This is a genomic window from Enterobacter vonholyi, from assembly GCF_008364555.1.
Lineage (GTDB): Bacteria > Pseudomonadota > Gammaproteobacteria > Enterobacterales > Enterobacteriaceae > Enterobacter > Enterobacter vonholyi.
The window spans coordinates 446,749-459,753 of the sequence record NZ_VTUC01000001.1 but is presented as its reverse complement, the minus strand read 5'-3'; the positions used below and the strand labels follow the sequence as shown (position 1 = coordinate 459,753).

12 protein-coding genes, 2 tRNA genes, 1 rRNA gene and 1 pseudogene are annotated in these 13,005 nt (G+C 54.1%); 12 read left to right on the top strand and 4 right to left on the bottom strand.

Translation table 11 applies throughout. The features are described 5' to 3' along the window. Positions 1 to 138 precede the first annotated feature (138 nt). From rrf to dkgB, 3 genes are all read left to right on the top strand, one after another. A 5S ribosomal RNA gene (rrf, locus tag F0319_RS02250) occupies positions 139 to 254 on the top strand. Positions 255 to 309: 55 nt separating this feature from the next. Continuing rightward, a tRNA-Asp gene (locus tag F0319_RS02245) sits at positions 310 to 386 on the top strand. Between the two features lie 160 nt (positions 387 to 546). Then, positions 547 to 1,350, top strand: coding sequence for a 2,5-didehydrogluconate reductase DkgB (gene dkgB / locus F0319_RS02240; protein ID WP_149366171.1), 804 nt, complete (start codon positions 547 to 549; stop codon positions 1,348 to 1,350). Positions 1,351 to 1,379: 29 nt separating this feature from the next. Here dkgB and yafC read toward each other — a convergent pair whose 3' ends face one another. Continuing rightward, on the bottom strand, positions 1,380 to 2,285 hold the full coding sequence (gene yafC / locus F0319_RS02235) for a DNA-binding transcriptional regulator YafC (protein ID WP_045909864.1): 906 nt from the start codon (positions 2,283 to 2,285) through the stop codon (positions 1,380 to 1,382). Between the two features lie 104 nt (positions 2,286 to 2,389). Here yafC and F0319_RS02230 point away from each other — a divergent pair, with 104 nt between their 5' ends. The 3 genes from F0319_RS02230 to F0319_RS02220 all read left to right on the top strand — a co-directional run bounded on the left by F0319_RS02230 (position 2,390) and on the right by F0319_RS02220 (position 5,351). Then, positions 2,390 to 3,565, top strand: coding sequence for an MFS transporter (locus tag F0319_RS02230; RefSeq protein ID WP_149366170.1), 1,176 nt, complete (start codon positions 2,390 to 2,392; stop codon positions 3,563 to 3,565). Positions 3,566 to 3,701: 136 nt separating this feature from the next. Continuing rightward, positions 3,702 to 4,502: an endonuclease/exonuclease/phosphatase family protein gene (locus F0319_RS02225; protein WP_024909448.1), complete on the top strand. Its 801-nt coding sequence runs from the start codon at positions 3,702 to 3,704 to the stop codon at positions 4,500 to 4,502. A 75-nt stretch (positions 4,503 to 4,577) separates the two neighbouring features. Next, positions 4,578 to 5,351, top strand: coding sequence for a class I SAM-dependent methyltransferase (locus tag F0319_RS02220; protein ID WP_149366169.1), 774 nt, complete (start codon positions 4,578 to 4,580; stop codon positions 5,349 to 5,351). A gap of 52 nt (positions 5,352 to 5,403) precedes the next feature. Here the strand turns inward: F0319_RS02220 and mltD are convergent, their stop codons facing one another. Then, complete coding sequence (gene mltD, locus F0319_RS02215; RefSeq protein ID WP_149366168.1) at positions 5,404 to 6,768, bottom strand: murein transglycosylase D; 1,365 nt, start codon at positions 6,766 to 6,768, stop codon at positions 5,404 to 5,406. Positions 6,769 to 6,836: 68 nt separating this feature from the next. After that, positions 6,837 to 7,595: a hydroxyacylglutathione hydrolase gene (gloB, locus tag F0319_RS02210; RefSeq protein ID WP_149366167.1), complete on the bottom strand. Its 759-nt coding sequence runs from the start codon at positions 7,593 to 7,595 to the stop codon at positions 6,837 to 6,839. 32 nt (positions 7,596 to 7,627) lie between these two features. On the opposite strand from gloB, the gene F0319_RS02205 reads away from it, so the two are divergent. Then, complete coding sequence (locus tag F0319_RS02205) at positions 7,628 to 8,347, top strand: class I SAM-dependent methyltransferase (protein ID WP_111965870.1); 720 nt, start codon at positions 7,628 to 7,630, stop codon at positions 8,345 to 8,347. On the opposite strand, the pseudogene rnhA reads toward F0319_RS02205, so the two are convergent. Continuing rightward, positions 8,344 to 8,811: pseudogene (rnhA, locus tag F0319_RS02200) on the bottom strand (ribonuclease HI). The gene F0319_RS02205 and the pseudogene rnhA overlap by 4 nt on opposite strands. 64 nt (positions 8,812 to 8,875) lie before the next feature. Between rnhA and dnaQ the strand changes: the two are divergent. From dnaQ to F0319_RS02175, 5 genes are all read left to right on the top strand, one after another. Continuing rightward, positions 8,876 to 9,607 carry a DNA polymerase III subunit epsilon gene (gene dnaQ, locus F0319_RS02195; protein WP_048029949.1) on the top strand — a complete coding sequence of 244 codons (732 nt, stop codon included), beginning with the start codon at positions 8,876 to 8,878 and terminating at the stop codon, positions 9,605 to 9,607. A 132-nt stretch (positions 9,608 to 9,739) separates the two neighbouring features. After that, a tRNA-Asp gene (locus tag F0319_RS02190) sits at positions 9,740 to 9,816 on the top strand. Positions 9,817 to 10,195: 379 nt separating this feature from the next. Then, complete coding sequence (locus F0319_RS02185) at positions 10,196 to 10,915, top strand: FadR/GntR family transcriptional regulator (RefSeq protein WP_149366166.1); 720 nt, start codon at positions 10,196 to 10,198, stop codon at positions 10,913 to 10,915. Then, entirely contained in the window at positions 10,912 to 11,925 is a 1,014-nt protein-coding gene (locus tag F0319_RS02180; protein WP_149366165.1) for an ABC transporter ATP-binding protein, read from the top strand. The genes F0319_RS02185 and F0319_RS02180 overlap by 4 nt, the downstream gene beginning before the upstream one ends. Next, complete coding sequence (locus tag F0319_RS02175; RefSeq protein WP_149366164.1) at positions 11,922 to 13,004, top strand: ABC transporter ATP-binding protein; 1,083 nt, start codon at positions 11,922 to 11,924, stop codon at positions 13,002 to 13,004. Before F0319_RS02180 ends, F0319_RS02175 begins: the two co-directional genes overlap by 4 nt. Position 13,005: the final 1 nt, after the last annotated feature.

The window sequence follows — 13,005 nt, the reverse complement described above, 5'->3', positions numbered from 1 at the left end:
TCGGGTGTGTAAGCGCAGCGATGCGTTGAGCTAACCGATACTAATGAACCGTGAGGCTTAACCTTACAACGCCGAAGATGTTTTGGCGAAGAGACAGAACAATCAAATTTCAGCCTGATACAGATTTAACAGAATTTGCCTGGCGGCTTTAGCGCGGTGGTCCCACCTGACCCCATGCCGAACTCAGAAGTGAAACGCCGTAGCGCCGATGGTAGTGTGGGGTCTCCCCATGTGAGAGTAGGGAACTGCCAGGCATCAAATTAAGTAGTAAGCCGGTGCATAAATCCGGTGGTTACAGCAGTCTTCGGTGGAGCGGTAGTTCAGTCGGTTAGAATACCTGCCTGTCACGCAGGGGGTCGCGGGTTCGAGTCCCGTCCGTTCCGCCACTTATTAAAAGCCCTGAGCGTCAGCTCAGGGCTTTTTTCTTATCTGATATTTAATTATTGCGAAATCAGCAAAAATCCTCTGCGTTTTACGATCTTTTTCTCCATAAAACCGCCAGCGATAATCGTCCTCAGTTTACGAACATAACCATTGAGGAATAGTATGACTCTCCCTGCATTTGGTCTGGGCACCTTCCGCCTGAAAGACGACGTAGTTATCGCATCAGTTAAAACCGCTCTTGAACTTGGCTATCGCGCGGTTGATACGGCGCAGATCTATGAAAACGAAGCTGCCGTTGGACAAGCTCTCGAAGAGAGTGGTGTACCGCGTAATGAGCTGTTCATTACCACGAAAATCTGGATTGAGAATCTCAGCAAAGACACGCTGATCCCAAGCCTGAAAGAGAGCCTGAAAAAACTGCGTACTGACTACGTGGATTTGACGCTGATCCACTGGCCATCGCCGAACGATGCCGTCTCCGTGGAAGATTTCATGCAGGCGCTGCTGGAAGCGAAAAAGCAGGGATTAACCCGCGAAATTGGGATCTCCAACTTCACGATCCCGCTGATGGAAAAAGCTATTGCTGCTGTTGGCGCAGAAAATATTGCGACCAACCAGATTGAGCTGTCTCCGTACCTGCAAAATCGTAAAGTCGTGGACTGGGCAAAACAGCACGGGATCCATATCACCTCATACATGACGCTGGCCTACGGTAAGGCGGTGAAAGATGAAGTGATTACGCGTATCGCTGAGAAACATAACGCGACTGCCGCGCAGGTCATTCTGGCATGGGCAATGGGTGAAGGTTATGCCGTGATCCCATCATCAACTAAGCGTGAAAACCTGGCCAGCAACCTGTTAGCAATGGATCTTCATCTGGATGCTGACGATAAAAAAGCGATTGCCGCGCTGGAGTGCAACGATCGTCTGGTCAGCCCGGAAGGTTTAGCTCCTGACTGGGATTAAGTTTGACCCGCCCTCTGTAACCTGAACCCTCACACAGCTCCTCCGGGAGCTGTTTTTATATGTTCACTCAGAAAATCAATAAAGGCACGAATGCGCGTACTCACCGCTCTGTCACTGTAATACACCGCGCTAAAAGGCATTTCGACCGGCAGGCGTTTATCGGCCATCAATTCCACCAGCTCACCTCGGGCAATCTCCTTATCAATCATATAGTCTGACAAGCAGGCGATACCATTGCCTTCAAGGCACAGCTGCTTCAGCGTTTCCCCGCTGTTAGATGACAATCCGCTCGTAATTTCATGAAGTTGACCATCATGACAGGCGACAGGCCAGGTGTTCAGCGATACCGGCTCCGTAAAGCCCAGGCACAGATGCTGCTTCAGTTCTTCAACCGTCTCCGGTTTACCATGTTCAGCAATATACTGTGGCGACGCGATAATTTTACGGTAGCTGGCAAACAGAGGGCGGGCACGCAAGCTTGAATCGGTCAGCGTTCCCGCCCGAATAGCCACATCCACTTTACGCTCGATGAGGTTAATAAACGTCTCTGAGGAGACGAGAGAAAGCGTCATCTCCGGATAGCGTTCGCGGAAAGGTTTGATCAGCGGCATCAGAAAGTGAAGCACTACCGGCGTGGCTGCATCAATGCGCAGCAATCCGCGCGGCGTGCTGCGGGTCTCCATTATCTCGGTCTCCGCTGCGGCCATCTCCTGCAGTACCGACTGCACGCGGCGAAAATAACGCTCTCCTTCTTCCGTCAGGCTCAGCTGTCGCGTCGTTCGGTTGAGCAAACTCACTCCAAGCTTCATCTCCAGTTTTTTTACCGAACGGCTGATGGCTGAGTTAGCCTGTCCCAGCTGTTCGGCCGCGCGGCTAAAGCTGCCGCTTTCAACGACGGCGACAAAGATTGTCAGCTCTTCCGATGTAGCTTTCATTGTTGCACCACCTGCAAAATTCTATTGAGATTTTGACCATTTTTGTTATTTAAGCACTGGCGCATACTGCCTGTCATCTTAATCCTGATGATACGGAGTATTTTATGCCACTGGCGCTACTTGCCCTGACGATCAGTGCCTTTGCAATTGGCACGACCGAATTTGTTATCGTGGGACTGGTTCCCACTATTGCTAACCAGCTTGCGATCTCGTTACCCTCTGCCGGGCTGTTGGTGTCTATCTACGCTCTGGGCGTCGCCGTCGGAGCACCAGTGCTGACGGCACTGACCGGGCGTTTTCCGCGTAAGCAGCTGTTAGTCGCGCTGATGGTGCTGTTCACCGCCGGCAACATTCTGGCCTGGCAGGCACCGGACTACACCACGCTGGTGATTGCCCGTCTGTTGACCGGCCTTGCGCACGGGGTGTTCTTCTCGATTGGTTCCACTATTGCAACCAGCCTGGTACCCAAAGAGAAAGCGGCCTCCGCCATTGCGATCATGTTTGGTGGACTGACCGTTGCACTCGTTACGGGCGTACCGCTGGGAACGTTCATCGGACAACACTTCGGCTGGCGTGAAACGTTTCTGGCCGTCTCCTTACTGGGGGTCATCGCCCTGGTGGCCAGCCTGCTGCTGGTGCCGTCGAATATTCCAGGCCGGGCGAGCGCCAGCCTGCGCGATCAGCTGAAGGTGCTTACGCATCCGCGTTTGCTGATCATCTACGCGGTAACTGCATTGGGTTATGGCGGCGTATTCACCGCTTTCACCTTCCTGGCGCCGATGATGCAGGATCTGGCTGGCTTCTCCCCCAATGCCGTAAGCTGGATTTTGCTGGGATACGGTATTTCCGTTGCCATTGGCAATATCTGGGGCGGCAAGCTTGCGGATAAGCATGGCGCGGTACCTGCGCTGAAATTTATCTTCGCCGCGCTGGTTGTTCTGTTGATAATTTTCCAGTTCACCGCTTCGATACACTACGCCGCGCTGGTCACGGTTCTGGTCATGGGGATCTTCGCCTTTGGCAACGTGCCCGGGCTTCAGGTCTACGTTGTACAGAAAGCCGAGCTTTATACGCCTAATGCAGTGGATGTGGCTTCCGGCCTGAATATTGCCGCTTTTAATATTGGTATCGCGCTGGGCTCCATCGTTGGTGGGCAAACCGTCGAACACTTCGGATTAACCCAGACCCCGTGGATTGGAGCGGTGATTGTTCTGGTGGCCTTCCTGCTGATTGGCCTGAGTGGGCGCTTTGATAAACCTGCTCGCGTCGCGCTGGGTTAATATAAGTAAGCGCTTGCTTACAAAACTGGAAAGCGGTTTCTCAGAAATTGCGTTGAAAGTATGACCTAAAGTCCCTATAACATTAGAACCAGTCCGTTTTCCGGGCTGGTTCATGTTACAGAGGCTGTTTCCAAAAGTGCGAAAAAATACCTATGCCATGCGTTATGTTGCCGGAATGCCCGCGGAGAGGATCTTGCCTCCGGGGTCATTTGCGAGCATAAGCCAGGCATTACCCGCCGGTACACCGTTAAGTAGCGATGAGAAAATCCGCGTACTGGTGTGGAATATTTTTAAGCAGCAGCGTGCCGAATGGTTATCGGTACTCAAGAATTTTGGAAAAGATGCCCACCTGGTTCTGCTCCAGGAGGCGCAAACCACCCCGGAGCTGGTACGGTTTGCCACCACGAACTATCTTGCCGCCGACCAGGTGCCTGCGTTTGTCCTGCCGCAACATCCCTCAGGTGTGATGACACTTTCAGCAGCACATCCGGTCTATTGCTGTCCTCTGCGGGAACGCGAGCCTATCCTGCGTCTGGCGAAATCGGCGCTGGTGACGGTCTATCCGCTGCCGGATACCCGAATGCTGATGGTTGTGAATATCCATGCGGTAAATTTCAGCCTGGGCGTGGATGTCTACAGTAAGCAGTTACTTCCGATCGGCGATCAGATTGCCCATCACAGCGGGCCCATCATTATGGCCGGTGATTTCAATGCCTGGAGCCGTCCGCGCATGAATGCGCTCTATCGCTTTGCGCGCGAAATGTCGTTGCGTGAAGTTCGTTTTAGCGATGACCAGCGCAAAAAAGCCTTTGGTCGTCCTCTCGATTTTGTCTTCTATCGTGGTTTGAGCGTGCACGATGCCTCTGTTCTGGTGACTCGCGCCTCGGATCATAATCCTCTACTAGTCGAATTCAGTCCCGGCAAACCTGATAAATAATGGTGTGTCAGGTCTGCCGTGGGGCAGGCCTGCGCGGGTGCTGCCCTTTATTTTTCACTCACAAAGGACAGTACGATGACAACAACACACTCCCATCATGACAACGTAGAAAAACAGTTTGGTTCTCAGGCAAATGCCTATCTGAGCAGCGCCGTGCACGCTTCAGGTCGCGATCTGGTGCGTCTCGGTGAACGTCTGTCTGCGTTCCCGCAGGCGCACGTTCTGGATTTAGGCTGCGGGGCTGGGCATGCCAGCTTTACGGCTGCGCAGCAGGTGGCGCACGTTACCGCGTATGACTTATCCAGCCAGATGCTGGACGTTGTTGCCGAGGCGGCGAAAGCGAAGGGGCTGAACAACATCAATACGCGCCAGGGCTATGCCGAATCCTTACCGTTTGATGATGCGTCGTTTGAGGTGGTTATCAGCCGTTATTCCGCGCACCACTGGCATGATGTCGGCCAGGCATTACGCGAGGTCAAACGCGTTCTGAAGCCGGGCGGAACATTCATCATTATGGATGTGATGTCACCTGGACATCCGGTGCGCAATATCTGGCTGCAAACGGTAGAAGCGCTGCGCGATACTTCGCACGTGCAAAATTACTCCAGCGGAGAGTGGTTGTCGCTTATAACTGAAGCGGGGCTGATCGCGCGCGCGTTGATTACCGATCGCTTACCGCTGGAGTTCAGTTCCTGGATCGCTCGTATGCGCACTCCGGAAGCATTAAGCCAGGCGATCAGGCTGTATCAGGAGAGTGCATCCGCGGAGGTAAAGGCGTACTTTGAACTGCAGAACGATGGTTCATTCACCAGCGATACCATCATGGCTGAAGCGCAAAAAGCGGGATAAACAAAAAAGGCACCGAGGGGAATCGGTGCCTTTTTATCTTTCGATCGTGCTATCAGGAGTCTGGCGTAGCGCTGTTCTTCACAAACAGCGTCAGCTGGTCGCCAGGTTTCAGATTGTCAGTATCATTGTTCCAGCGCATCACATCCTTGATGTTTACGCCGTGTCGTTTTGCGATACTGGACAGTGAATCGCCCTTGCGCACGCGATAGGTAATACTATCGCTGTTGCTGGCGAGACGCTGCGCGCTGCTACCTGCACCTACCGTCAGAGTCTGACCCACTTTCAGGCCGGAGCTGCGCAGATTATTCCACTGCTGCAGATCTTTCGCATTCACGCCAAGACGTGACGCAATGCCCGAAAGCGTATCACCTGAACGAACCTTATAGCTACGGGTGTTGACTGATGAAGCATCCGCGATCAGCGTTGACTGAACGGCGGCGATTTCACCAGAAGCTAAAGACTCACGTAACTGGTCAGCATGTTTCTGCGGAACCATTACATACTGCGGGCCACTTGCCCCCAGGGTTGAGCCTTTAACGCCAGCATTAAAGGTTTTCAATTTACTTACCGACATACCCGTCATATCAGCAACCTGTTTAATATCAACTGGATTGCTGAGGCGAACACGCGCCAGTGCACGACTTTCGTCTGGTGTTGGCAGTTGTACACCATAACGCTTGCTGTTCTTGAGAATATCGCTCAGTGCCAGCATTTTCGGTACGTAAATCTTTGTTTCCTGTGGCAGTGAGAGCGACCAAAAATCGGTGGATTTACCCCGTGCTTTATTCGCTTTCATTGCCTTCAGTACACGACCTTCGCCACTATTATACGCTGCGACCGTTAACAGCCAGTCGCCGTCAAACATCTTGTTCAGACGTTGCATCATGTCGAGAGCGGCTGTCGTTGAAGCGACAACATCGCGACGCGCATCATAGTTGCGGGTCTGTTTCAGACCATAGTTTCGCCCTGTGCTCGGAATGATCTGCCAAATGCCTGCGGCATTGGCGCCAGACGTCGCGTGTGGGTCAAAAGCGCTCTCCACTATGGGTAGGAGTACCAGCTCCATAGGCATGTTACGTTTCTTAACTTGCCCGGCTATCCAGTACATATACGGCTCTGCCCGTAACGTTACATCGTGGAGATAGCTCTTATTTCTTAAATACTTCTGTTTCTGTTCGCGAATCCGGGTATTTTCCGGAATTCCCATCTTTAGCTCGTCGCTAATAGAGGTCCACAAGTCTTGATCCTGCGCGAAAGATGTTCCATCGTCCATCCAGCGCGCCGAACTTGCAAACTTCCCTGCTTCCCCTTGACCAGCTGCAGAAAGGCTCTGTGCGTGCTGTTGTACGTTGCTGCCATTCTGTGACTGGCAACCTACAAGCAGGACAGAGGCGAGTAATATCGCTTTTGCCTTCATGTGTGTGTCAATAGTTGCTTAAAAGACGAGCGATGATAACGGCGAAATTTTGAAAAGGCAACCCGCAATTATCTGAAGTTATCTTTCTTTGACCTTAACCATGCAAATCGCTGTTCTGGTTGTTGCAAATTTGTTTCTTGGTTAATTTTATTAATTAAATCAGTATCATCTGTTCGTAAAAATAAATTAATTTGGCGCTCGTTTTTCAGAATTACGGGGAGTGTTTTTTGGTTTTTTGCACGTAACTCCTTCACTTTGTGATAATAATCCTGAATCGCCCGATCCTCAGGCAACAGGCTGACGGCAAACTTCATATTTCCTAATGTATACTCATGAGCGCAACAAATAACGGTGTCATCGGGCAATGCGTTAATCTTCTGTAAAGACTGGTACATTTGCGCTGGCGTGCCTTCAAAAAGTCTTCCGCAGCCTCCGGAGAACAGGGTATCGCCGCAAAAAAGATAAGGCTTACTGTAGAAACACAGATGTCCCAAAGTGTGACCCGGGGTAGCAAATACGGAAAACTCCCACTCACGTATGAGGATATTTTCGCCTTCTTCGACAACATGCGTGATTCCCTTATCTTGTGCTTCTGCCGGTCCGTAAACCACAAGATGCGGAAAATGAGCGCGCAGTTCAGGCACGCCGCCAGTGTGATCGTTATGATGATGCGTCAACAGAATGGCTTCTGGCTGCCAGTCGTTCTCTTTTATTGCGCGCAGAACAGGGGCCGATTCTCCGGGATCCACAATGACGCATCGACGATCGTCGTCAACCAAAACCCAGATGTAATTGTCCTGAAACGCTGGAATACTGATAAGATTCATACATTACCTCTTATAGCGTGGCGGGTGTTTTGATGAAACCGGCAAGGATACCTCAGACTGTCGCAGCACCGGAACGTTGGGCGGAATTGCCCTGGGGTGAATATTATCGCGAAGCGTTAGAACAACAGCTGAAGCCCTGGCTAGCGAAAATGTATGGCTTTCACCTGCTTAAGATTGGCAATCTCAGCGCGGAAATCAATACCGAAAGCTGCGCTATCTCGCATCAGGTCAACGTCTCTCTCGGCGGATCGCCGGTTCAGGTAAAAGCAGATCCGTTGCATCTGCCGTTTGCGGAAAAATCCGTTGATGCGTGTTTACTCGCTCACACGCTGCCCTGGTGCAGCGATCCGCATCGTCTGCTTCGTGAAGCCGATCGCGTGCTTATTGATGACGGCTGGCTGGTACTTAGCGGATTCAATCCGTTAAGCCTAATGGGTCTGCGTAAGCTGGTGCCGGTGCTACGCAGGAATCCACCTTACAACAGCCGGATGTTCACCATGATGCGCCAGCTCGACTGGCTGTCACTGCTGAACTTTGAAGTGCTCTGCTACGGTGGTTTTCAGGTGCTGCCCTGGGCGCGGCAGGGTGGCGTGGTGCTGAGCACCCATCTCCCCGCCCTGGGCTGTTTGCAGTTTATCGTCGCGCGTAAGCGAACCATTCCCCTTACGCTTAACCCTATGAAGCAAAGCAAATCGAAAACGCCCATCCGCCAGACCGTCGGCGCGACGCGGCAGTATAAAAAAACCGATTAGACGTCAGGCTGATAGCCTGCATCTTCATGTGCAGGATTGGATGCCGCAGCACGCGCCAGTTCGTCGCAGCGTTCGTTTTCCGGGTGGCCTGCGTGGCCTTTAACCCACTCCCATTTAATCTGGTGCTGACCCAGCGCAGCATCAAGACGTTTCCAGAGATCGACGTTCTTGACCGGTTTCTTATCGGCGGTTTTTCAGCCGCGTTTTTTTCAGTTATGGATCCACTGGGTGATCCCCTGACGCACGTACTGACTGTCGGTACTTAACACCACGTCACAATGTTCTTTTAATGCCTCCAGCGCCACGATGGCCGCCATCAACTCCATCCGGTTGTTGGTGGTCAGAAAATAGCCTTCACTAAAGGTTTTTTCGTGCTGGCGATAGCGCATAATCGCGCCGTAGCCGCCGGGCCCTGGGTTACCGAGACAAGATCCATCGGTGAAAATTTCTACCTGTTTACGCATCTCTGGTAGACTTCCTGTATTCGAAACGTTCAGTTAAACGATAAGTCTGACATAAATGACCGCTATGAGCACTGCAATTACTCGCCAGATCGTCCTCGATACCGAAACCACCGGTATGAACCAGATCGGCGCGCACTACGAAGGGCATAAGATCATCGAGATCGGCGCCGTTGAAGTGGTGAACCGTCGTCTAACGGGGAACAACTTCCACGTTTACCTCAAGCCCGATCGGCTGGTGGACCCCGAAGCGTTCGGCGTTCACGGGATTGCCGATGAGTTCTTGCTGGATAAGCCGACGTTTGCGGATGTGGCTGACGAGTTCCTGGAATACATCAAGGGCGCTGAGCTTGTCATCCATAACGCCTCGTTCGATATCGGCTTTATGGACTATGAATTCAGCAAGCTTAATCGTGATATCCCGAAGACGAACACCTTCTGTAAGGTAACAGACAGTCTGGCGCTGGCAAGGAAGATGTTCCCCGGCAAGCGTAACAGCCTGGATGCACTCTGCTCGCGCTACGAGATAGACAATACCAAGCGAACGCTCCACGGGGCGTTGCTCGATGCCCAGATCCTGGCCGATGTCTATCTGACGATGACCGGCGGGCAGACGTCAATGAAGTTCAGTATGGAAAATGAGTCGCAGCAGACGCAGGGTGAAGCGGGCATTCAGCGTGTTGTTCGTCAGGCCAGTCGGCTACGGGTTGTTTTAGCCAGTGATGAAGAGTTGCTTAACCACGAATCCCGTCTTGATCTGGTGCAGAAGAAGGGCGGCAGCTGTCTGTGGCGTGCCTGAAAAAGCGCCGGAATGCCTGTAAAATCATCGGTTGGGCGATTTTTGCAGCAAACGATTCAAAACGCGAGAAAAAGCGTTGACGAGATCGGAGGCGCACCGTAATATGCGCCTCGTTCCCCAAACGGGAACAGTGGAGCGGTAGTTCAGTCGGTTAGAATACCTGCCTGTCACGCAGGGGGTCGCGGGTTCGAGTCCCGTCCGTTCCGCCACTATTCAGAAGGCCTGAATCAGCAATGATTCAGGCCTTCGTCGTTTCAGCGTTCTGTAATCTCATCCTCTCTCTTGTCGTTAACAAAAAGTTAATGTCTATAGTGCAATTAATTAACAATTGCACAGGTGTAGTGCGTTATTTGCACTGTTGTTGTGCATTTTGCCACCACGCCTCTCTTCAGACCTCATTCAGAATGTGTCTTTCTGTAAAAATAATTCACGCAGAATCATTTGGTTATCTCCCGCGCCCCAAAAAAAGACCGAACCAATTCAGTATTGGTTTGTTTATTGCTTAATCATTAGCACGATAAGCGTCATTCCATATCAATAACTTATCGTTAATAAAAATAAAGTCATGATGAAAGCGAGCGAACCAATATGGAAAAACCGTCACGGTTTCTGGCCAATTCCAGCACCGCGCTTGAGCAGTTGCGCGGGCTTATCAACCAGCACGAGTCAACACCAGGCATACCGCTGCCCACGGAACGTGAGCTGTCGGACACACTCGGCGTAGGACGACGTGAAGTGCGTCGTGCGCTGGATGTGCTGGAAGAAGAGGGGCGCATCTGGCGTAAGCAGGGCAAAGGGACCTTTATTGGCCCGGCGGCACCTGTTGAACCGCTGGCCCTTCAGGGATTGGTTCAGCAGACCAATCTTCTGGAAGTGATGGAAGCTCGTCTACAGCTCGAACCCGGCTTAGCCCGGCTTGCGGCACTGCGTGCCACCAGGGAAAACCTCGCGCTCATGCAGCGCATGCTGGAACGCATCGACAAGGTCAGCCCGGACGACCGCGATCTCAACGAACTCTGGGACAGCGCTTTTCACCGGGCGATTGCCGAGGCTGCGGGCAACCGTCTGATGCTCGGCCTGTTTGATGCCATTGATGCCGTACGGCGCGAGCCGAGCTGGCAGCATCTGCGTGAATTAGCCCGCACCCCCGAACGTGTCGACAGCTATAACGACCACCACCATAAGATCATGTCTGCGATTATCCATCGCCAGCCTAATGAAGCCGCGGCCGCCATGCGCGAACACCTGCTCAGCCTGCAAACCGCCCTGATTCAGGCGATCCACCTTGAGGACGACTTCACGCCATGACGACAATCCCCTTTAAGGACGCCACGCCCGTACTGCAAGTCCAAAACCTCAACGTTACGTTCGCGGGCTCGCCGGTTAGCGTGCTTGACGGTATCTCATTGACCGTCAGGGCGGGCGAAACGCTGGCGCTGGTGGGAGAGTCCGGCTGCGGGAAAAGTATCACCTCACTGGCGCTGATGGGGTTACTGCCTGCCAGCGCACAGATCGTCAGCGGGGAGATGCTGTTTCGCCGCCACGATCTGCGCAAGCTCTCGCCGCGGGAATATGCCGACCTGCGCGGGAGCGAGCTGGCGATGGTTTTTCAGGAGCCGATGACCTCGCTCAATCCGGCATTTACGCTGGGGGATCAGCTGAGCGAAGCGGTTATGCGACACCAGAACGTCTCGCGCGCAGAGGCGATGAAGGTCGCGCTGCAGATCCTCGAGAAAGTGCAGATCCCGGCGGCAGAGATGCGCCTCAAGGCTTATCCTCACCAGCTTTCCGGCGGCATGCGCCAGCGGGTGATGATTGCAATGGCGCTGATTAACCACCCCAAACTGCTGATTGCCGACGAACCGACCACTGCGCTCGACGTCACCATCCAGGCGCAAATCCTCGCCTTGCTCAACACCTTAAAAGAAGAAACCGGCACGGCGGTACTGATGATCACCCACGATTTGGGCGTGGTGGCAGAAGTCGCCCAGCAGGTAGCGGTGATGTATGCCGGACAGGTGGTAGAGCAGGGAAGCGTGGAGGCGATATTTGCCGATCCGCAGCACCCTTACACCATCGGCCTGATGGGCTCGATTCCCTCCCTTGGCGCACGCAAGGGCCAACTCTCCACCATTCCCGGCGCGGTCCCGCTCCCGGAATCCATGCCGCAAGGCTGCCGTTTTGCGACGCGCTGCCCGTTTGCGCAGTCGCGCTGCCATGATGAAAAACCGCAGCTCACCACGCTCGGCGCGGGCCATCGGGTCGCCTGCTTCCGCGTGCCGCTCGAACATCACATTGCCCTGGGAGAGACCGCATGACCACGCCCATACTTGAAGCCCGTGACCTCAGCAAGCTTTTCCCAGGGCCCAAAAAGCTCTTTACTCCGGCACGGTTTGTCACGGCGGTCGATCGCGTGTCGCTTGCCGTCATGCCGGGCGAAACGCTGGCGATTGTCGGCGAGTCCGGCTCCGGAAAATCCACGCTTGGCCGTCTGCTGCTGCGCCTGCTGGCCGCCAGCGAAGGGCGCGTGTTTTATCAGGGGGAAGAGATCACCCACGCCTCGGGCGCGCGCCTCAATCAGCTCCGCCGCGAGCTGCAGATCATCTTTCAGGATCCCTTCGCGTCCCTGAACCCACGCATGACGGTGGAGCAGATCGTCGGTGAGCCGCTGTGGCTGCACCAGAATATGAAGAAAGCGGACCGTCAGTACCACGTCGCCGAACTGCTTAAGACCGTAGGCTTGCCTGCCGCCTGGGCCGGGCGCTATCCGCACGAGTTTTCCGGCGGGCAACGCCAGCGTATCGGCATTGCGCGCGCGCTGGCCTCGGGACCGAAGCTGCTGCTGGGGGATGAGCCGGTTTCCGCGCTGGACGTCTCCGTCCAGGCGCAGGTGGTTAACCTGCTGGAGAGCCTGAAGAACCAGCTGGGGCTGACGATGGTGATTGTCGCCCACGGTCTGGCGGTGATCCGCCACATGAGCGATCGCGTGGCGGTCATGTATCTCGGGCAAATCGTCGAGCTTGCCACCGTTGACGAGATTTTTGACGCGCCGCTGCACCCCTATACTCAGGCGCTGATCGCCTCGGCGCCGCAGATGCAGCCGGGCACTGAACGCGACGCACCGCTGCTGCAGGGGGATCTGCCCAACCCGGCCAGCCCGCCGTCCGGCTGCCGTTTCCACTCCCGCTGCCCGTACGTCACCGACGAATGCCGCCAGGTCGAGCCGATCAATCAGGTGCTCGACGGTGGACGTCAGGTTGCCTGCCACCGCTGGCAGGAGATCAACCGCGATCGCAGCGTTATTCAGATCGCACCGCCATCCGCCGCATTTCTGCGCCGCCGCGCGCTGTTTGAACACGCGGTTACCCACTCGTCCCTTCCTTCAAGGAACTCATGAT

Bases quoted from the DNA above. Each gene is read 5' to 3' on its own strand.
- F0319_RS02180 (WP_149366165.1), top strand. From the start codon at position 10,912: ATGACGACAATCCCCTTTAAGGACGCCACGCCCGTACTGCAAGTCCAA.
- dnaQ (WP_048029949.1), top strand. From the start codon at position 8,876: ATGAGCACTGCAATTACTCGCCAGATCGTCCTCGATACCGAAACCACC.
- F0319_RS02220 (WP_149366169.1), top strand. From the start codon at position 4,578: ATGACAACAACACACTCCCATCATGACAACGTAGAAAAACAGTTTGGT.
- mltD (WP_149366168.1), bottom strand. From the start codon at position 6,768: ATGAAGGCAAAAGCGATATTACTCGCCTCTGTCCTGCTTGTAGGTTGC.
- F0319_RS02230 (WP_149366170.1), top strand. From the start codon at position 2,390: ATGCCACTGGCGCTACTTGCCCTGACGATCAGTGCCTTTGCAATTGGC.
- yafC (WP_045909864.1), bottom strand. From the start codon at position 2,285: ATGAAAGCTACATCGGAAGAGCTGACAATCTTTGTCGCCGTCGTTGAA.
- F0319_RS02175 (WP_149366164.1), top strand. From the start codon at position 11,922: ATGACCACGCCCATACTTGAAGCCCGTGACCTCAGCAAGCTTTTCCCA.
- F0319_RS02185 (WP_149366166.1), top strand. From the start codon at position 10,196: ATGGAAAAACCGTCACGGTTTCTGGCCAATTCCAGCACCGCGCTTGAG.
- F0319_RS02205 (WP_111965870.1), top strand. From the start codon at position 7,628: ATGAAACCGGCAAGGATACCTCAGACTGTCGCAGCACCGGAACGTTGG.
- dkgB (WP_149366171.1), top strand. From the start codon at position 547: ATGACTCTCCCTGCATTTGGTCTGGGCACCTTCCGCCTGAAAGACGAC.
- gloB (WP_149366167.1), bottom strand. From the start codon at position 7,595: ATGAATCTTATCAGTATTCCAGCGTTTCAGGACAATTACATCTGGGTT.